Source organism: Peribacillus huizhouensis, assembly GCF_014138605.1.
In the GTDB taxonomy this organism is placed as follows: domain Bacteria; phylum Bacillota; class Bacilli; order Bacillales; family DSM-1321; genus Peribacillus; species Peribacillus huizhouensis.
Window position 1 is genome coordinate 45,338 of the sequence record NZ_JACJHX010000006.1, and the last position, 17,748, is coordinate 63,085.

The 17,748-nt window shown below is 35.6% G+C and carries 17 protein-coding genes; 12 read left to right on the top strand and 5 right to left on the bottom strand.

Annotation, left to right across the window (positions count from 1 at the left end; translation table 11 throughout):
* Nucleotides 1–21 precede the first annotated feature (21 nt).
* Nucleotides 22–1,059, top strand: a complete 1,038-nt coding sequence (locus tag HNP81_RS11240) for an ABC transporter ATP-binding protein (protein ID WP_182502681.1) — start codon at nucleotides 22–24, stop codon at nucleotides 1,057–1,059.
* Nucleotides 1,046–2,038: an ABC transporter ATP-binding protein gene (locus tag HNP81_RS11245; RefSeq protein ID WP_281384497.1), complete on the top strand. Its 993-nt coding sequence runs from the start codon at nucleotides 1,046–1,048 to the stop codon at nucleotides 2,036–2,038. Before HNP81_RS11240 ends, HNP81_RS11245 begins: the two co-directional genes overlap by 14 nt.
* Before the next feature lie 425 nt (nucleotides 2,039–2,463).
* Here HNP81_RS11245 and HNP81_RS11250 read toward each other — a convergent pair whose 3' ends face one another.
* From HNP81_RS11250 to HNP81_RS11265, 4 genes are all read right to left on the bottom strand, one after another.
* Nucleotides 2,464–3,702 carry a multidrug effflux MFS transporter gene (locus HNP81_RS11250; RefSeq protein WP_182502682.1) on the bottom strand — a complete coding sequence of 413 codons (1,239 nt, stop codon included), beginning with the start codon at nucleotides 3,700–3,702 and terminating at the stop codon, nucleotides 2,464–2,466.
* 427 nt (nucleotides 3,703–4,129) lie between these two features.
* Nucleotides 4,130–4,654, bottom strand: a complete 525-nt coding sequence (locus HNP81_RS11255) for a DUF2179 domain-containing protein (RefSeq protein ID WP_028391336.1) — start codon at nucleotides 4,652–4,654, stop codon at nucleotides 4,130–4,132.
* A gap of 459 nt (nucleotides 4,655–5,113) precedes the next feature.
* Nucleotides 5,114–6,076 carry a D-2-hydroxyacid dehydrogenase gene (locus HNP81_RS11260; RefSeq protein WP_182502683.1) on the bottom strand — a complete coding sequence of 321 codons (963 nt, stop codon included), beginning with the start codon at nucleotides 6,074–6,076 and terminating at the stop codon, nucleotides 5,114–5,116.
* A gap of 245 nt (nucleotides 6,077–6,321) precedes the next feature.
* Nucleotides 6,322–7,362: a lactonase family protein gene (locus HNP81_RS11265; protein ID WP_182502684.1), complete on the bottom strand. Its 1,041-nt coding sequence runs from the start codon at nucleotides 7,360–7,362 to the stop codon at nucleotides 6,322–6,324.
* 440 nt (nucleotides 7,363–7,802) lie between these two features.
* Here HNP81_RS11265 and HNP81_RS11270 point away from each other — a divergent pair, with 440 nt between their 5' ends.
* From HNP81_RS11270 to HNP81_RS11305, 10 genes are all read left to right on the top strand, one after another.
* Nucleotides 7,803–8,705, top strand: coding sequence for an AEC family transporter (locus HNP81_RS11270; protein WP_182502685.1), 903 nt, complete (start codon nucleotides 7,803–7,805; stop codon nucleotides 8,703–8,705).
* 379 nt (nucleotides 8,706–9,084) lie between these two features.
* A complete protein-coding gene (locus HNP81_RS11275; RefSeq protein ID WP_028391332.1) occupies nucleotides 9,085–9,495 on the top strand; it encodes a hypothetical protein in 411 nt (136 codons plus the stop codon).
* 875 nt (nucleotides 9,496–10,370) lie between these two features.
* Nucleotides 10,371–11,099, top strand: coding sequence for an amino acid ABC transporter ATP-binding protein (locus tag HNP81_RS11280; protein ID WP_182502686.1), 729 nt, complete (start codon nucleotides 10,371–10,373; stop codon nucleotides 11,097–11,099).
* A gap of 21 nt (nucleotides 11,100–11,120) precedes the next feature.
* Nucleotides 11,121–11,939 (top strand): transporter substrate-binding domain-containing protein, encoded by an 819-nt coding sequence (locus tag HNP81_RS11285; protein WP_182502687.1) that lies wholly within the window; start codon nucleotides 11,121–11,123, stop codon nucleotides 11,937–11,939.
* Nucleotides 11,940–12,003: 64 nt separating this feature from the next.
* Nucleotides 12,004–12,642 carry an amino acid ABC transporter permease gene (locus HNP81_RS11290; RefSeq protein WP_312859675.1) on the top strand — a complete coding sequence of 213 codons (639 nt, stop codon included), beginning with the start codon at nucleotides 12,004–12,006 and terminating at the stop codon, nucleotides 12,640–12,642.
* Between the two features lie 13 nt (nucleotides 12,643–12,655).
* Entirely contained in the window at nucleotides 12,656–13,306 is a 651-nt protein-coding gene (locus tag HNP81_RS11295) for an amino acid ABC transporter permease (protein ID WP_182502688.1), read from the top strand.
* Between the two features lie 289 nt (nucleotides 13,307–13,595).
* Nucleotides 13,596–13,724: a hypothetical protein gene (locus tag HNP81_RS24265; RefSeq protein ID WP_268745188.1), complete on the top strand. Its 129-nt coding sequence runs from the start codon at nucleotides 13,596–13,598 to the stop codon at nucleotides 13,722–13,724.
* Nucleotides 13,725–14,582: 858 nt separating this feature from the next.
* Nucleotides 14,583–15,059, top strand: coding sequence for a VanZ family protein (locus HNP81_RS24620; RefSeq protein ID WP_051404915.1), 477 nt, complete (start codon nucleotides 14,583–14,585; stop codon nucleotides 15,057–15,059).
* A 149-nt stretch (nucleotides 15,060–15,208) separates the two neighbouring features.
* Entirely contained in the window at nucleotides 15,209–15,331 is a 123-nt protein-coding gene (locus HNP81_RS24270; protein ID WP_268745187.1) for a hypothetical protein, read from the top strand.
* 248 nt (nucleotides 15,332–15,579) lie between these two features.
* Nucleotides 15,580–16,059, top strand: coding sequence for a metal-dependent hydrolase (locus HNP81_RS11305; protein ID WP_182502689.1), 480 nt, complete (start codon nucleotides 15,580–15,582; stop codon nucleotides 16,057–16,059).
* Between the two features lie 594 nt (nucleotides 16,060–16,653).
* Here HNP81_RS11305 and HNP81_RS11310 read toward each other — a convergent pair.
* A complete protein-coding gene (locus HNP81_RS11310) occupies nucleotides 16,654–17,394 on the bottom strand; it encodes a L,D-transpeptidase family protein (RefSeq protein WP_182502690.1) in 741 nt (246 codons plus the stop codon).
* Between the last annotated feature and the right edge of the window lie 354 nt (nucleotides 17,395–17,748).

The following is a 17,748-nucleotide window of genomic DNA, read 5'->3' on the forward strand; positions in this document are numbered from 1 at the left end:
ATAGAGAGAAGGTGGACCGAAATGAAGAGTTTATTAGAAGTGAAGAATTTACGAATTGACTTTAAAACGTATGGCGGCGAAGTTCATGCTGTAAGAGGCGTCAATTTTGAAGTTAAGCGAGGAGAGACAATCGGGATAGTAGGTGAATCTGGCTGTGGTAAAAGTGTGACAGCAAAAGCAATTATGAAACTATTAGCCTCACCACCTGCTCAATATAAAGAAGGATCGATCACGTATAATGGAATAGATTTGATTGAAGCATCTGAACGTGAAATGGAAAGAATTCGAGGAAACGAAATTAGTATGATTTTTCAAGATCCAATGACTTCCTTAAATCCAACAAGCAAAGTTGGCATGCAGATCATGGAGTCTGTATTAAAGCATAATCAAATGACTAGGAAGAAAGCATATAATCTTGCATTGGATACGTTAAAACTTGTCGGCATTCCTCAACCTGAAAAGCGAATGGAGCAGTACCCGCATGAGTTTTCTGGGGGAATGAGACAAAGAGCGATGATTGCGATGGCATTGGTCTGTCAGCCTAAATTATTAATAGCAGATGAACCGACAACAGCATTGGACGTTACGATTCAAGCCCAAATCCTAGAGTTAATGAAAGACATTCAAAAGCAATCAGAAACAGCCATTATTTTAATTACCCATGATTTAGGAGTAGTTGCGGAAATTTGTGATCGAGTCGTTGTCATGTACGCGGGGAAAGTAGTTGAATCAGGCACTGTTTTAGAGATCTTTCAAAAACCAAAGCATCCGTACACGAAAGGGTTGTTGAAATCTGTACCTCGTTTCGATATGGATAAATCCGTTCCTTTAGCTCCGATTATTGGTTCGCCACCAGATTTATTTTCGCCGCCAAAGGGCTGCTCCTTTTATCCAAGATGTGATTACGCGATGAAGATATGTATGGAACATGACCCCGATCTTGAAGATGTCGGAGATGGTCAAATTACCGCTTGCTGGTTACAGCATCCAATGGCTAAGGCGATGAATGTAAAAAAAGTAATAAATGCAGGGGGGGGACGAACCAATGACAACTATTGAGAAATACACGGACCTAAATGACGAATTAATGAAGAAAAATCCCCTCGTTCAGGTGAAAAATTTAAGCAAATACTTTTCAGTAGGAAAACAAAACCTAAAAGCAGTAGAGGGGTTAAATTTTGATATTTATGAAGGTGAAACAGTCGGTCTAGTAGGGGAATCAGGTTGCGGCAAATCGACTGCCGGTAGAACAATGATTCGTTTATATGAACCTACAGATGGTGCAGTATTGTTTCAAGGAAAGAATATTTATGATTATTCTGAAAAGCAAATGGCAAAAGTGCGTAGAGACATTCAGCTTATCTTTCAAGATCCTTATGCGTCGTTAAATCCAAGAATGACAGTAGAAGAGATTATTGGTGAGCCCTTAACAATCCATGGTGTTGTAAAGGGGAAGGCAAAAAAGAAGCGGGTGGAGGAATTATTAAAGCTTGTTGGGCTTAGTCCAGAGCATATTAATCGATTCCCACATGAATTCAGTGGCGGGCAACGTCAAAGAATTGGCATTGCACGGGCACTTGCTTTAAATCCCAAATTTATCGTCTGTGATGAACCAATTTCTGCATTGGACGTATCAATTCAGGCTCAAGTAGTGAATTTGCTCAAAAAATTACAGAAAGAATTGGGTTTAACTTATCTATTCATTGCACATGATTTGTCAATGGTAAAATATATATCTGATCGGATTCTTGTTATGTATCTCGGGAATATGATGGAATTCTCAGATAGTGATACATTATGCAATGATCCGCTTCACCCGTACACTAAAGCATTACTTTCTGCTATACCCGTTCCAGATCCTACACTGAAACGAGATCGAATTGTTTTAAAAGGGGAAGTGCCTAGTCCTATTAATCCGCCGAGTGGCTGTGTATTCCGTACACGTTGCCCCTCTGCGATGGAAATTTGTTCATCATCCACTCCAAAATGGCAGGAGCAAAAACCGGGACATTTTGTAGCATGTCACCTATACTGGTAGTTTATTTGAGGATATGATTTTTATCAAAATTTCAAAAACGCAATCTTCCAATTAAGGTAAAAGCGGGTGTTCAATAAGAATTCTAACCTTCTATACACCGTTTATTGTGTCATTAACAGGACATAAAAAAATCGAAGTAATGTTGTGGGTTTAGATCAATTCCTTAGGCTGTTTTCGTATACTTTGTTGCCCTATTATCCTGGGGTGATTTCCGTTCCAAGTACTCGCTTTCCGCGGGCGGTCTTCAGAAGCCCACACCAGTGCTTCGTACTTGCGGGGTCTCCCTCAACACGCTTCTCTAAGCAGGATTCTCGCACCTTCCACTACAAGCAACATCTACTCGAATTAGTTACTTTGTAAAAAACAACAAGCTTAACGAAAAGAGCCGTTCCATAAGAGAACGCCTCTTTTACTATTTTGATTTACTAATTCCTTGCTCGGTTTTGTTTAGATCGTCCAACTAATACAAAGTAAATGACTAAAGCACCTATTTCAGCTGTAGCAATGATAACCCCAAGAGGCAAAGCAGTATTTTCTCCTGCTATACCAACGAATGGAGCGACGATTCCTCCAAATAAAAATGTCATTAATCCAAGTAAAGCAGAGGCACTACCTGCAGAATTTGCCTGGTCTCTCATAGCAAGTGAGAAGATGGATGTATTGACAACACCGACACAAGATACAAGAATGAATAAAGGAATCAGGATGGCAATTAATCCTATGTTTAATAAAATCATAAGAAGCAAACTAGTTCCCGCTACAGCACTAAGTCCAAGTCCAATCATTAGAAGTTTTGTTTCGCCAAAGCGCCCAGCCAATTTTCCGGTTAGTTGAGTAAAAATAATAATTCCGACCCCATTAACTGCAAAGCATAAACTGAACATTTGCGGTGAAAGCTGATAAATATTTTGGAGAACAAATGGCGAACCAGCAATATATGCGAATAGTCCAGCCCCGATAAATCCTTGAGTAAGTGCGTAGCCCATAAATAAACGATTACTTATAATCTGCCTAAACGTTTGGAAGGTTTGTTTAAGCCCACCCTCGGAGCGACGTTCTTTCGGGAGTGTTTCACCTAAACTAGAAAAAACAAAGAATAATGTTATCATTCCAATTAGACTAAGAACAAAAAATATACCTCGCCAAGATGTAAACTCTAAAAATTGACCACCAGCAATCGGTGCTAAAATCGGAGCAGATCCATTCACCAGCATTAATAGCGCAAAAAACTTCGTGAGCTCCGTACCAGAGTAGAGGTCTCTCACAATAGCTCTTGAAATGACTATACCAACTGCACCCGCCCCACCTTGAATGAATCTTAAAATAACAAATATCTCGATCGAGGGTGCTACAATACATAGCAATGATGATAAAATGTAGAGAAAAAGTCCGACAAGAAGTGGTGTCCTGCGACCTTTAACATCGCTTATCGGTCCAGCGAATATTTGCCCAATGGCAAGCCCAACCATGCAAGCAGTTAAACTGAGTTGTGCATATGATGCACTTGTACTTAAATCCTCTGTAAGTACGGGTAAAGCTGGCAAGTACATATCAAGGGACAATGGTCCAAATGCAGATAATGTCCCTAGAATTAGTGCAAGCCATAACCGCTTTGATTTACTTTGAATTTTTGGTGTTTCTAAATTTACTTGTACCTGATTCATTACATATTCCTCTCCTACCTCAATCTAGAATATTCTTAAATCTATCATAAAAAGGAAAGATTTACATTAGCGAATGAAAAAAATTATTTTAATGTTGCATTTTAAAATTTCATAGCTATAACTTTATACAAAATGGATATAGTATTGTTTTTCATATAGCTACTTATAGACATATTCGAAAATTCATTAAGTTGTATAGAAGTATGGTTTATAGTTGATACAGGTCATAAGAAGTAGGAGGGGTATGTTATCAAGGATGACTGATTTGGAACATCTAGCCTGTGATCTTCTTTGGACTTTACAGTTCGACTCTCTGTTGATACGAATATTCAGCTTATTCTCAGTAAGGATTTTACTGCTAGCCAATGCGGATTAAATAAAAAAAGCAGCAATCCAATTGGCTGATCGCTACTTTTTATCTTTTCGACTAATATTTCTTATTCATTTTCATTCTTGCTAGCATAAACCCGCCTTTGAATTTAGTAGGTTCATAAGAAACAATGAATGCCTTTGGTTCGAACTTTTCGATTGTCGCATACAGTTCATTTTCTCGATTTCTTTTCGTTAAAATATCCATACGATAACGATTTCCGTCACGTCCTTCTCCGATATAAAGAGTTACACCGAAACCGAGTGTACGAAGTGTTTCAATAAGTTCCGAGTTTTTTTGCTGTGTATTCGCGATAACATTAATATAACCGATTGCTAATTTTCGTTCAATTTTTGTTCCTAAAATAATCCCAATTCCGAAACCGACTGCATAAACAATCATTGCGATTAAATTTTGATCGCCACTAAAAACGAGGGAAAGTCCAAATACATAAATTAACATTTCTACAATCCCAATGACAGAAGCTAGAGATGTGACGCCTTTTACTAAAAAGATTGTCCTTAAAGTAAGTAGCGGAACATAAGCTAATTGCAATAACAAAATGAGTAGAATTTCTTTCATCATGACCACCTCAGCTGTTTCAATTATGTGAAACGTTCATTAATAAGGGTTTATTACATCGACTTATGATTAGCCCCGTATTTGTGGTCGTTAAATCTTCAATCAACCCCTTGATAAAGCGGGCAGTAATAACCCGATTCATTGCATCATAGTGTAAATATTACAGGTGTCTTCATATCTTAATCTGTTTAACCTTAATGTTGTAGGTCTAAACTTTACTTTGTTTAAGAGAGAAAATTCACTGTTTTACACTTATCGGGCTATAGAGGGGAGTTGACCAAACATTGCTGCTTAGAAGAAAGGTAACTGCCCAATTCGGGATAAGTCCAAATCATAATATAGTATAAAAATGTGAGAATCACAATGGGATAAAATTCCTTGATCCAAATGAGTTGACCAAATGCAAATTGCTTATATCTTGATAATCTAATGGATTGTTAATTTCATAAGGAATCATTATTAGTATCCTTTGCGATAATCAACAATATTTATAGTCGGCGTTTTATTATCAACATAGCTTTTGAGATTCGGAATAAAAATATCTTCTATTACTCGTTGATCATAATATTCAGTTATACCAGAAGAATGTGGAGTAATGATAACGTTTTCTAAATTCCAAAGGGGACTGTTTTCTGGTAGAGGTTCCACTGTAAAAACATCCAGTCCTGCTCCTGCTATTTCCTTCAATTTTAATGCAGTAATCATTTCGTCCTCTCTTACAATTTGGCCACGCGCAATATTAATAAAAAATGCAGATTTTTTCATATTTTTGAATTGCTCAGTTCCGAATAAATACTTCGTTTCGTTTGTAAGTGGGAGTGTTACTACTACATAGTCACATTGTGGTAGTACTTCGTTCAGATGTTCAATCCTATACATCGTATCTACATATTCTTCTGTTTTTCCTGAATGGCGAACACCTAGTACTTTCATGCCGAATGCTTTGGCAATTTTTGCTGTTTCAAGCCCAATTGCACCTACGCCAATTATGCCGATTGTTTTTTTGTGTATTTCCAAACTAACATCTGCCTCATCCCAGATTTTGCTTTGCTGCTGTTTCACATAAGTATGTAATTTTCTAGTTAATCCTAGCATTAGGGAGAATATAGTTTCAGATATCGGATAGGCATGTACACCATTTGCACTAGTGACGATAACTTCTTTTTCTTCAAGCTGCTTTAAAGGGAAAGTGTTTACACCTGCACTCCAGGATTGAAGCCACTTCAGCTTAGATTGATCACTTAGTATCGTATCCATTATCTCATTTTTCCGAATCACGATAATCTCTGCTTCTGTTAATTGATCTTGCCATATCTGCGGATCTTTGCCAATAAGTATATTCCAGTCTGGTATCACCACTTTTATTTTTTCAATAAATTGGTTTTCTAAATCTGTGTTAATGATTAGTGTTCGTTTAGACATGTTATTCCTCCTCGCAGTGCAAAAGTTAAATCTGAATATAACTAATATTGTAGCAAATTAATAGGAAATACTCTCCCTTTTGACAATTGATACTGTGTATCGTTATGGATATGTCCGTCATTAGTATCAAGAAGTATAGGTAGTTCCTAATTTAGATAAGCATTCTACTAGAAAGTTTGAAGCGGGTGTAGATAAATAAAAGCAGAGATCATTAACAATCTCTGCTTTTACTAAAAAGGTTAATATTATAAAAATTTCACACATACTGGATATGGAACAACTACATTGGATTGTTCTAATGTTAGTTTGCCTGATTTTTCATCACGAGTATAGAGAACTAAATTGCCTGATTGTTCATTAGAAGCAACTAAGAATTTTTCGGTTGGATCTAATACGAAGTCACGCGGCCAATTCCCCTCAGTAGAAGTATGTTCAATGAACGTTAATTTTCCTGTTTCGTTATTTACACTGAAGAGGGCAATGCTGTTATGTCCACGATTCCCGGCGTATATGAAACGGCCATCAGAGGATAAATGAATAGCACTTCCTTGACTATTTTCTGTGAAATCTGCTGGAATAGCAGAAATATATTGCAGTTCTGTAAACTTCGCATCTTCACTGTTATATGACAAGACTATCACTTCATTGCTTAGCTCTGTCATAACATAAGCAAATTTGCCGTTAGGATGAAAGGCGATATGTCTTGGGCCACAGCCAGGTTTAACAGATAAACTTTGTTTCATATCAAGTGAGTCACCTTCAAGGCTATACGTTACAATTTTATCAATGCCAAGATCAACTACAACAGCATATTTCTCATCAGGTGTAAAACCTGAAAAATGAACATGTGGCTTTTCTTGTCGCTCTACGTTTGGACCAGAACCTGTATGTTGAACGAAAGCTGAAGCTGGATCTACTTTTCCTCCATCTGTCTTATATAATTCCGCTGTACCGCGATGATAATATGCAGTAAGCACCTTTTCATTATTTCGGTTCACACTTACATGACATGGAGATGAACCAGGAGAGACTTCGGTATTCAGTGGAGTAAGTTCGCCATTCTCTTTCGTTATGCGGTAAGAAGAGACGCCGCCAAACTCACTTTCTTTAACGACTGCATACAGAGTTTGACTATCTGCTGTGACTGTTAAATACGTAGGATTTTCGAGCTCTGCTGCTAGAGTGGGCGTACTTAATTCTTTTTTCTCAGTATCAAGTGTAAAAGTATAGATTCCTTTACTATCACCTTTCGTATATGTACCAACATAACCTCTAAATTTTGTCATTTTTTCGCCTCCATATAATTCTTTGAAGTTCTACTTTATCCCGCATTAACGGGCAGTAATAGACCGTTTGGTTTAACTAACAACCAGTGGGGGTGAGGAAAACCCCTACTGATTGAAGTATCACCTTCATCTTACCACAAAACCTTTATATTCAGACAATTCCATGCTCAAACAAAGCGGAATATCACAGTTAAAGAATGATCTGAACGAGACTATGCAAGCTATGTTCCAATATCCAATAATTCTTTATTAATGAATGTTAATAATGGACAAGAAGATATTTAAAAAAGTTCATTTGAATTGACAAAACACTTTCAATCTTTCTTTCTATTAATACTGAATAAAAATGTAGTATCTTATTTTGTAAGAAGCTAAGTATTTTGATTTTGATAGAAAAGTGGTACTCTTATCAGTACATAATAGTGATGAAGGTGAATCTGATGGGATTTTTAGGAGTATTACTTCCGATTTTTGCAATATTCATTTTAGGCTTTATTGGTCAAAAGAAGTTTCGCTTCGACACCAAAGTTATTTCAACAATGGCTCTCTATTTAATGAGTCCGTTTTTAGTCTTTCGGACATTCTATACAACAGAATTTGAAAAAGATTATATATATATGATTTTCTATACAGTTAGTCTTTGTTTAGTTCTAATTCTCCTTGTATATTTTGTGGCATTTTTCCGAAAGTATAGCATTAGAGAAACGTGTGCAATGATATTAGCGTCTTCGTTCATGAACAGCGGAAATTATGGTACTCCTGTTGTTTTTCTCTTGTTTGGCGCAACAGGTCTTAAATACGCGATTGTTTTGATGGTGATACAGCAAATGGTTATGTGTACGATAGGCGTATATTATGCTGCTAAAGGTAGTCCCGAAGGAAATGGGATCCAATCAGCGCTTCGTGCAGTTAGAAGAATGCCAATCGTCTATGGTGCAATAGCTGGGGTATTATTTAAATATACGGGAATCTCATTAACTGAACCGATGCTCGCAGCAGTCAGCCTTGTTGCGGATGCTGCAATTCCAACGATAATGATAACGCTTGGTATGCAGCTTGCTAATATTTCAATGAAAAAAGTAGCTGTTAATAAATTATCGCTATCACTGTTTCTTAAACTGGCTATTTCCCCCGTTATCGCGTTTGGTATCTCGTTGGCCTTACCCGTTGATGATTTAGTTAAACAAATTATGATTATTATGGCTGCGATGCCGACAGCGGCGAATACAACGATGTACGCATTGCAATATAATACAGATCCTGAGTTTGTTTCCAGTGCGACGTTTGTAAGCACGGTGTTAAGTTTAGTAACGCTGCCAGTTGTATTTTTTATTGTGATTTAGGGAGATCATTTCTGTTGTTCTCGAGCAAGTTTCACCTATACTCTTGTTGAGAAAAAGAGGAATAGTAAAATAGGTTAAGCATATACTTAATTCATTAAACCGATTAATAAGAATAAAGTGAAATATCAATCAGAGTTTTTCTCTTCCAAAATGATGGTTTGTTAAAACGGGGTAAAATTATTTCTCGGGAAAGCGCAAGTTTTGGCAATTTTTTTGAAAGTAGCAATTTATTTCACGGAAAAATACGATTGATAGCGAACTATATCGAAATATCTCTAAATTAAATCGTGAGACAAGCTTTTTTTAACATCACGTTTTAATATAGAAGTACTATATATGATCCTAGCGGCAGAAAAAAGATGATAATGGGGGAAATCATATGTTGCAAACGGCTATAGAACTAATAAATCGTGAAGAAATAGAAGATATTCTAAAAGAGATAGTTAAAGCTGAATATGAAGAAGTGAGGGAAGAAGGACTGTTGCTCTGCATGGAATGTGGTGATGTTGATTTATATATTGCCGCTTCCCATCATGAAGGTCTTCAAGAGGCGATTAACAAGAACTTTGAAACAGATGAATGTGGTGATGTGATTGATCGTAAAGTACATCAGCAACTAATGGATGATTTATTCGAATATTTTCTTGAACTTCATAAAGAAAGCGGCTTTTTCGATTTCTACGCAGCTGGATATTATCTTGTCAATGGTGAAAGACGGGAGTCTGAAACAGACATGTTAGCTCCTAAAGGCTTGTTTTATGCCCCGTTTGAAGATGCAAGAATTGATTAAATAAAGTGAAACTACAATCAGTGAGGGAAGAAGAAAACCTCAGCTGATTGTAGAACTAAGGTCCAATATTTCTCCAAGGTTGAGCTGGGAGTCTTACAAAGTTAATCGTGTAAATGAACAAATAAGGTCAGACATCGCACGCCATACACAGGTCATAGTGGTACTTGCTCTTAATTTAACCTGTATTGTAGTGGTGGTTCTGACCCTTTTTTGTTATAGGCTTTGGATTTCAATACATTGGGGTATGGAAGGATAAAGCAATTCCCTTCATTTATTGCTATGATCTTCTTTTTTTCATTCAATTCTTTAGTCCAGGTTCCGTGACTTGGTTTTTGTTGATTAGAAAGGCTAGCCGAGTTGGTTAGTAGTACATGTACAAAAGCACAACACACATCTTTAATCTCATTTATGCTGATAAACATATAAAAAGGAAGACTTCTGAAAGAAGAATATTTTATATAAAAGGAATAAACACATGGTGAAAAATGGATAATTAATTTTTGATAAATATACTCAAATGGCTGACTTCTCAAAAACTACTAAATTATTTGCATGATAAGTAGAAATAGACCTTATTAAACAGTATTTGTAATTAGAACGACATAGTGAATTATTTATATATTCTATATTATCGAGGACTATCAAAAATTTCCGGGAATCATGCAACGGAATGTATGCGCTTCCATTGAATGATAAACACTGACATTTCTAGCAAAATCAATTATAACAAGATTGTTTTTTTTTATGTTTATTATAAGAGTTGTAAATTAATTGATTATGAATATAGTTTTCTTATAGTTAGTTATTTCTGAATATTTTAAAAAGATAATAAATTCAATCGTTCTAAATCTTGCATATTATGAGGGGGGCACAATATGATTGTTTTCGATCAAGTGAATAAGTTTTATGGAAATTTTCAAGTACTGAGGAATATTAATCTGACCATCAATAAAGGAGAGGTAGTTGTTGTCATCGGTCCCTCTGGTTCTGGAAAAAGTACGTTACTTAGATGTATTAATCATTTGGAGTCCATAACCGATGGAGTATTAACGGTAAATGGGATTTCAGTGAGCGATAAGAAAACTAATATAAATAAGCTCCGCCGGGAAATTGGCATGGTGTTTCAGCATTTTCACTTATATCCTCATAAAACCGTTCTTCAAAATATCATCTTAGCACCTATGAAAGTTTTAGGACAAACTGAAGCACAGGCTAAAGAAACCGCCCTTACATATTTAGAAAAAGTAGGAATTTCTGAAAAGGCATATTCATACCCTTCACAACTTTCCGGTGGCCAGCAGCAACGTGTTGCTATTGCAAGAGGGCTTGCGATGAGTCCTGAAATCATGCTTTTTGACGAACCGACATCAGCGCTAGATCCTGAAATGATTGGGGAAGTACTTGATGTTATGAAGGCATTGGCAAATGAAGGGATGACGATGGTTGTTGTGACCCATGAGATGGGGTTTGCACGCGAAGTGGCAGACCGAATTGTATTCATGGATCAAGGTCAAATTTTAGAAGAAGCAACTCCGGCAGAGTTTTACGAGAATCCGAAAGAAGTAAGGGCTCAACTATTTCTCAGCCGTATATTAAATCATTAAAAAATTGAAGGAGGAACACAAATGATGAATCCAAAGAAGTTTTTTAAAATGGCAGTACTGCCAGCAATAGCAGCCCTGATACTAGCAGGTTGTGGAAACAGTGATACAAGCTCTAAATCAGGTAGTAGTGAAAAAACAGGTGTATTAGCAAAAATTGAAAAAGAAGACAAAATTGTATTCGGAGTTAAAAATGATACACGGCTCTTTGGTCTAAAAAATCCAGGCACAGGAGAAGTTGAAGGATTTGATATTGATATTGCAAAAGCGCTTGCCGGTGAAATTCTTGGCGATGAATCTAAAGTTGAGTTTAAAGAGGTAACCTCTAAGACTAGAATCCAACTTTTGAAAAATGGTGATATAGATGCGATTATCGCAACGATGACCATATCAGAAGAACGTAAAAAAGAAGTAGATTTTACTGATGTGTACTTTGATGCAGGACAATCGTTGCTCGTGAAAAAAGGAAGTGATGTAACAGGCATTGATAGCCTTACTGGGAAAACAGTATTGGCTGTTAAAGGATCGACTTCATCAATAAATATTCGCGAAAAAGCACCGGATGCAAACGTGTTAGAATTTGAAAACTACTCAGAAGCATTTGCAGCTCTTAAACAAGGTAAAGGTGACGCCTTAACGACAGACGACTCTATTCTTTATGGTATGGCTGACGAGGATCCGAGTTTCGAATTAGTTGGAGGTACATTTACAGAAGAACCATATGGAATCGCCGTGAATAAAGGTAATGAAGATTTTGTAAAAAAATTAAATGAAGCATTGAAGGTGCTAAAAGATTCTGGTAAATACGATGAAATCCATGATAAATGGATAAAAAAAGATTAATTATAAGGTTTAATTTGTCGGGATGGGCATTTGCTCATCCTGAGTAGTTAGAGGAGTGGTTCTTATAGTGAATTTCTCGATATTGACAAATAATATTGACATGTTTCTTGAAGGATTTAAGGTGACTTTAATGGCAAGCGTCATTGCACTTATCGCAAGTTTATTGCTCGGAGCCTTTATTGCTGTATTAAGAATTGCACCAAACAAGTTATTGAATTGGCTAGGTACGATATATGTTGAGTTCATCCGCAACATTCCACTGTTAATCATAATGCTGTTCGTTTATTTAGTGTTTAATTTTAAAGGACTTACAGCTGGAACAATAGCTTTAACAATCTACACGACTGCTTTCATTGCAGAAGCGATTCGAGCTGGTATCCTTTCAATTTCAAAAGGACAGATGGAAGCAGCACGTTCTTCAGGCCTTACATATGGGCAGGCGATGCGTTTAATCATTTTGCCACAAGCGATTAAAGTGGTAATCCCTCCGCTGGGCAATCAATTTATTAACCTAGTAAAGAATTCTTCATTAGTAGCCGTCATTGCCGGCGGTGATTTAATGTATCAAGCAGACTTAATTTCCGCAAGAACACTCGTTGTTATGGATACATATATTCTGGTTGCGATGTTTTATTTATTATTAACCATTCCCTTAAGTCTTGGCGTAGGATATTTAGAGAAACGCCTGGCTAAGAGTAATTGAAGGAGGGAGAATAATGGACTTTATTGGTGCCTATTCAGCTGATCATTTAACATTTCTTTTAAATGGGTTTTGGCTGACACTTAAAATGGCGTTTATTGCAATCATTTTAAGCTTCATTCTTGGTGGTGTTGTTGGAACACTCCGCTTTGCTAAAATACCAGTCTTATCACAAGTACTTGCAGTAATTGTTGAGATTATTAGAAATTTACCATTATTATTAATAATTTTCTTTACATTTTTCGCTTTGCCGGAAATCGGTATTAAATTCAAAGAAGTTCCAGCAGCTATTATTGCCTTAACGATTTTTGAAGCTGCTATGTTATCAGAAATTATCCGAAGTGGATTAAATTCTATTGATAAAGGTCAAATGGAAGCTGCTCGTTCATCAGGTTTAAGTTACTTTCAAGCATTATGGCATATCATCTTACCACAGGCTTTACGTAGAATGGTCCCGCCTACAGTTAGTCAGTTTATTTCGTTGCTAAAAGATACATCACTTGCTGTCGTCATTTCCGTTCCAGAACTGACACATCAAGCCCAAATTGTCTACGGACAAAAAATTGGCTACTTAGTTCCAACTTTATTAGTGGTTATGCTCATGTATTTCGTCGTAAATTTTACATTATCTATATTATCACGTCGATTAGAAGTAAAACGAACATAAAAAGAGGATGACGAAGAACGTCACACACTTCACCGTTTAGTAAATCAAATAAACGATATGTAGAAATTAGGTCTGAACCTTACGTTAGGGAACAGCCTTTTTTATTGTATTAAACTGAGATCCTTTGTAACAAATAATAATATTATGTTAACTTAATGAGATTGTGTTTATGTATATTAAGTATTTAATAACAATTATTTGCCAGCAAACATTAAAGATTGATTGAAGTTTCACTTTAATGTCACAATCCAAGCTCTAATATGAATAAGATAGTGTGAGGTGGAGACCCATGGAATCACTAGAAAAACAAAAAGATGAGAGCGTGCTTTTGGATGCAGAATGTCTAAAAGCAGTGGATTCTAAGAAGGAATATGTATTGGATGGTTCCTCAGAATATATCGAACAATTATTTAAATAAAAAATGAGGGGACCAAAGGGTCACCCTCTATTTTTTGAGCGGAAAAATAGTCTTGTGTATTTATTTTAATATCAATATCGGTAGAATATATTGTTTATACAAAACAAAATTTATTACTTCTTTTTGTAATTTTGACTATTTATTAAAGTTATGAAAAGAAAGCTAATTAACCAGCATTTGTATATTTCAATAAATATCTCGCTAGAATATATAATTGATCTAAAAAATCATTAAAGTAAGACAAAACAAATACTATATCTATTTTTTAACATAATAGTAAAGTTTACAAATACAAATATACTGATCCAACTTATTTTATCCCGCATTAACGGATAGTCAAGACCACCACATCAAGGCATAGGGTCGAAGAAACCTAGGTGGGAGATAACTGTGCTTGATCTAGTTGCGACTTGTTATTAGCTGGAATACCCTGAGGAAAACTATGCCACGCCGAATACCTATGCTTGTCGGGCTATCACAGGATGTGAGCAACGTCGATTTTCCTTAAAACAGTCACCTCGCTATTTGACAAATAAGACCGATTGGTGAGATACAGTGAAACTTACAGCTGTGATCTTCAGTGGTGTAGTAGTAGCATACAGAATGTGTGTCATACAGACGAAAGACTAAAGTACGCGGCGTACTTAGTCTAAGTTCATTGAATTGGATTCGTACTCTCGAATGATCGAAGCGATAGCGAAGATCTTAACGACAGTAACAGGATTAACCATCAGTGGGAGTTGAAGAAAACTATCATAGATGGAAGTTTCACTTTATTTTCTCCACAATAATATAGTTGATATGGTATAGTTTACCCAATGAACAGAATGTTACTGAACTTAGAAATGGAGATTATACATGATTTTGCAACTCCAAAGTGTATTGTTAAAAAGGTTTCTATATATAGTAGGAAGTTTACTTTTCATAATATATCTGCTATACCTCAGTTACCTATTATTCTTCGCCTATTATCGGCAGTCTGTAACTATCTTGAATTATAACTATGTTCCATTCAGCACTATAAATTTGTATTTTAGCATGTTAGCAAACGGCTACTTTTATGCTTGGTTTACAAATATCTGTGGAAATATATTAGCTTTCCTACCATTTGGATTTCTTGTATCATTATTATTTAAACATTTTTATCTGGTGAAAATGTTATTTACTTCATGTATGGTGTCTTTGCTCGTTGAAAGTTTGCAATCGAGTTTTCGGATTGGCAGTTTTGACGTAGATGATATTATTCTTAACACAATCGGAGGATTATGCGGGTATTTTATTGCGAGAATTTTTATAATGACGATGAAAAGAGTAGATCAGGTAAATTGTTCATAAGTATAGAAAACGGCATTTTAACTGTAATCCCAGTATTATGTTTTGTTCAACATTGGCTATTTTCTTTTTTGAAAAAATAGTTTAGAAGGTTTATTCTGTTTAAATAAGGGGTATAGATCAATAACTCAATATAAAGGGAGGCGTCCGCTGTGGTTACAATTGATATTGATTACTTATTAGAAGCAACCGAAGAGTACGCAGAAGGAGTTTTTTCTTACCCTAAGAATATAATTGATATTGATGACTTACTTGAAATTACAGATGATTGGTAATAAACCTAATTCTCAAATAGTTTTTTAGTTAAAAAAGCTGTCCCATAATGAAAGGTCAGACTACACATTTACTATATATTTATTCTACGTGCTCATAACACGAAATAAATAGTATAGAGTGTGAAGTCTGACCCTTTTTGTATACTAAAACTTCAATTAAACTCTTTTACTAGAAAACTATGACTTCATGAAAAAATGGAGTATAATGGTTTTCTATGTAAATGTTGAAAAGAGAAGGTGGAAAGAGTTTGACTGGAAAAACACATATTATGGGGGGCATTGCAGCTACTGCTGCATTTGCACAAACATCAAATTATGATCCTGCAATAATGATCATTGCTGGAGCACTTGGTGGAATGATTCCAGATATTTGTCACGGGGGAAGTAAAATTGGTAAAAAGCTGCCATGGTTATCAAAATTGATAAATGGGTTATTTGGCCATCGTACTTTAACCCACAGTATATTATTTTTAATCATTGTTAATGCCCTACTCCTATTATTTATCCCGTTTGAATCAATTCGGATTGGAATCTTGATAGGAATGGCAAGTCATCTATTGTTGGATGCAGCAACAAAAAATGGAATTAAATTATTGTATCCTTTGGACATAACGTTCCGGCTGCCATTAACGATGAAAACAGGCAGTGCCTTAGAGTCTGTCGTATTAACAGCTTTGACTCTCATTGTTCTTTATTATGGAAAAGATATCTTAGTTTATTACTTATAAAGACTTACTTAAGTTTATCAATGGCAAAGATGAATAGTTAAGTAGCTTGAACAATTAGACCATCATTTCCCGCCATTATAGGTTTTCAATCATTTGGAATTAAAAAGCCATCCTTCAAAATATGGAAGGATGGCACTTTGTTTGTATTCAGAATACGGTTGTTCCGTACCAAATCTACTCTATCCATTTTATTTGTCGTACATGAAACAATAAGCTGAATAGTTGGAGGATAAGACTGTTGCTAGTTGTCTAGGTTTATATGTAAAATAAACTTATCCTTCATTACGAATTACGCCTAAAAGAAAGAACATCCCAATCGTTCCTACTGCAAATATGATTTTGATTATCCATAATACAAGTTCATCCATTACTTAAAACCCCCTTGTCCGTTATTCGATAAAACCATATGATTGAATTATAACATATTCCGCTAAGATAAAACCAAAAATGGAACAATTAGGATTGAATTAAAGTGAGGCCATCTTAAAAGTAAATGATTAATCTATACAATCGCCTGTAGATCGTATATAAAATTGATAAAACAATTATATAAAGTGAATCGAAGTCATACTTTTAAGACGTCCTCGTTATTTTTTAGATCATACCTAATGCTTTTTTCGTCATGGATCCTACTATTCCATCTGCTTGAAGCTTTCGGTTTTTTTGAAATTCTTTAACGGCTTTTTCAGTTGCTGGACCAAATATACCATCATTGCCATTTGTAGAATAGCCTAATGAAGTTAGTTGTTTTTGTAATTTAATAACCTCTGCACCTTTACTTCCACGTTTTAAAGTATTTACCGTTGATACGGAATTGACAGGGCTACCTTTTACTTTAAAACCACTACTAGCCGCAATGGATTCAAAGTTTTTTGTAGAATTTGTAATTACGACAGGAGTATTTATAGATACAGTTTCAAATAGCCACTTCACATCAGCATTGTACATGCGAATACAGCCAGCGCTTACATAACTACCAATAGAAGCTGGATTATTATTACCGTGAATAGCATAAGTTGTTCCTTGTGTTTGTCTAGCATTCAGGCCAAGCCAACGATTACCTAAAGGGTTTTTTGGAGATCCTCCTGGGATATTACCTTTATAATAGGGACGATTGACAATTTTATTGACAATTTTGAACGTTCCTTCAGGTGTGTAATTATTCTTACTGCCAGTGGCAACACTAAATGTTTTTTTTAGTTGATTATTCTCATAATAGGCAAGCTGATTCGTGTTTTTGTTAATAATAATCAATTGAGATTTTGCAGCAGAAGTAGTTCCAACACTAAAAAATAAACAACATGCCATGATGATTACGGACAAACATTTTTTCATCCTTTTCCTTCCTTTACATATTATTTTTAATATCATCACAACATTATATGGTTTGGAATGTGATTGGATGATAAAAAGGTTAAAGGAAAAGACTAATTTGTAGGTATCAGATAATGAGGGATGGATGAATTAATTAATGTTTTTTTAAAGGCTGTTTTCACATACTTTGTTGCTATTCAATCATTTTTACACTAATAACCCGGGTTGATTTCCGTTGCAGAGGCGGTCTCAGAAGCCTCCTTAGTGCTTTGCACTTGCGGGTCTCCCTCAACACGCTTTTCCCGCAGGAGTCTCGCACCTGTAACGAAGATCAACATCTGTTCGAATTGGTTTCTTGCTAAAAACAACAATCTT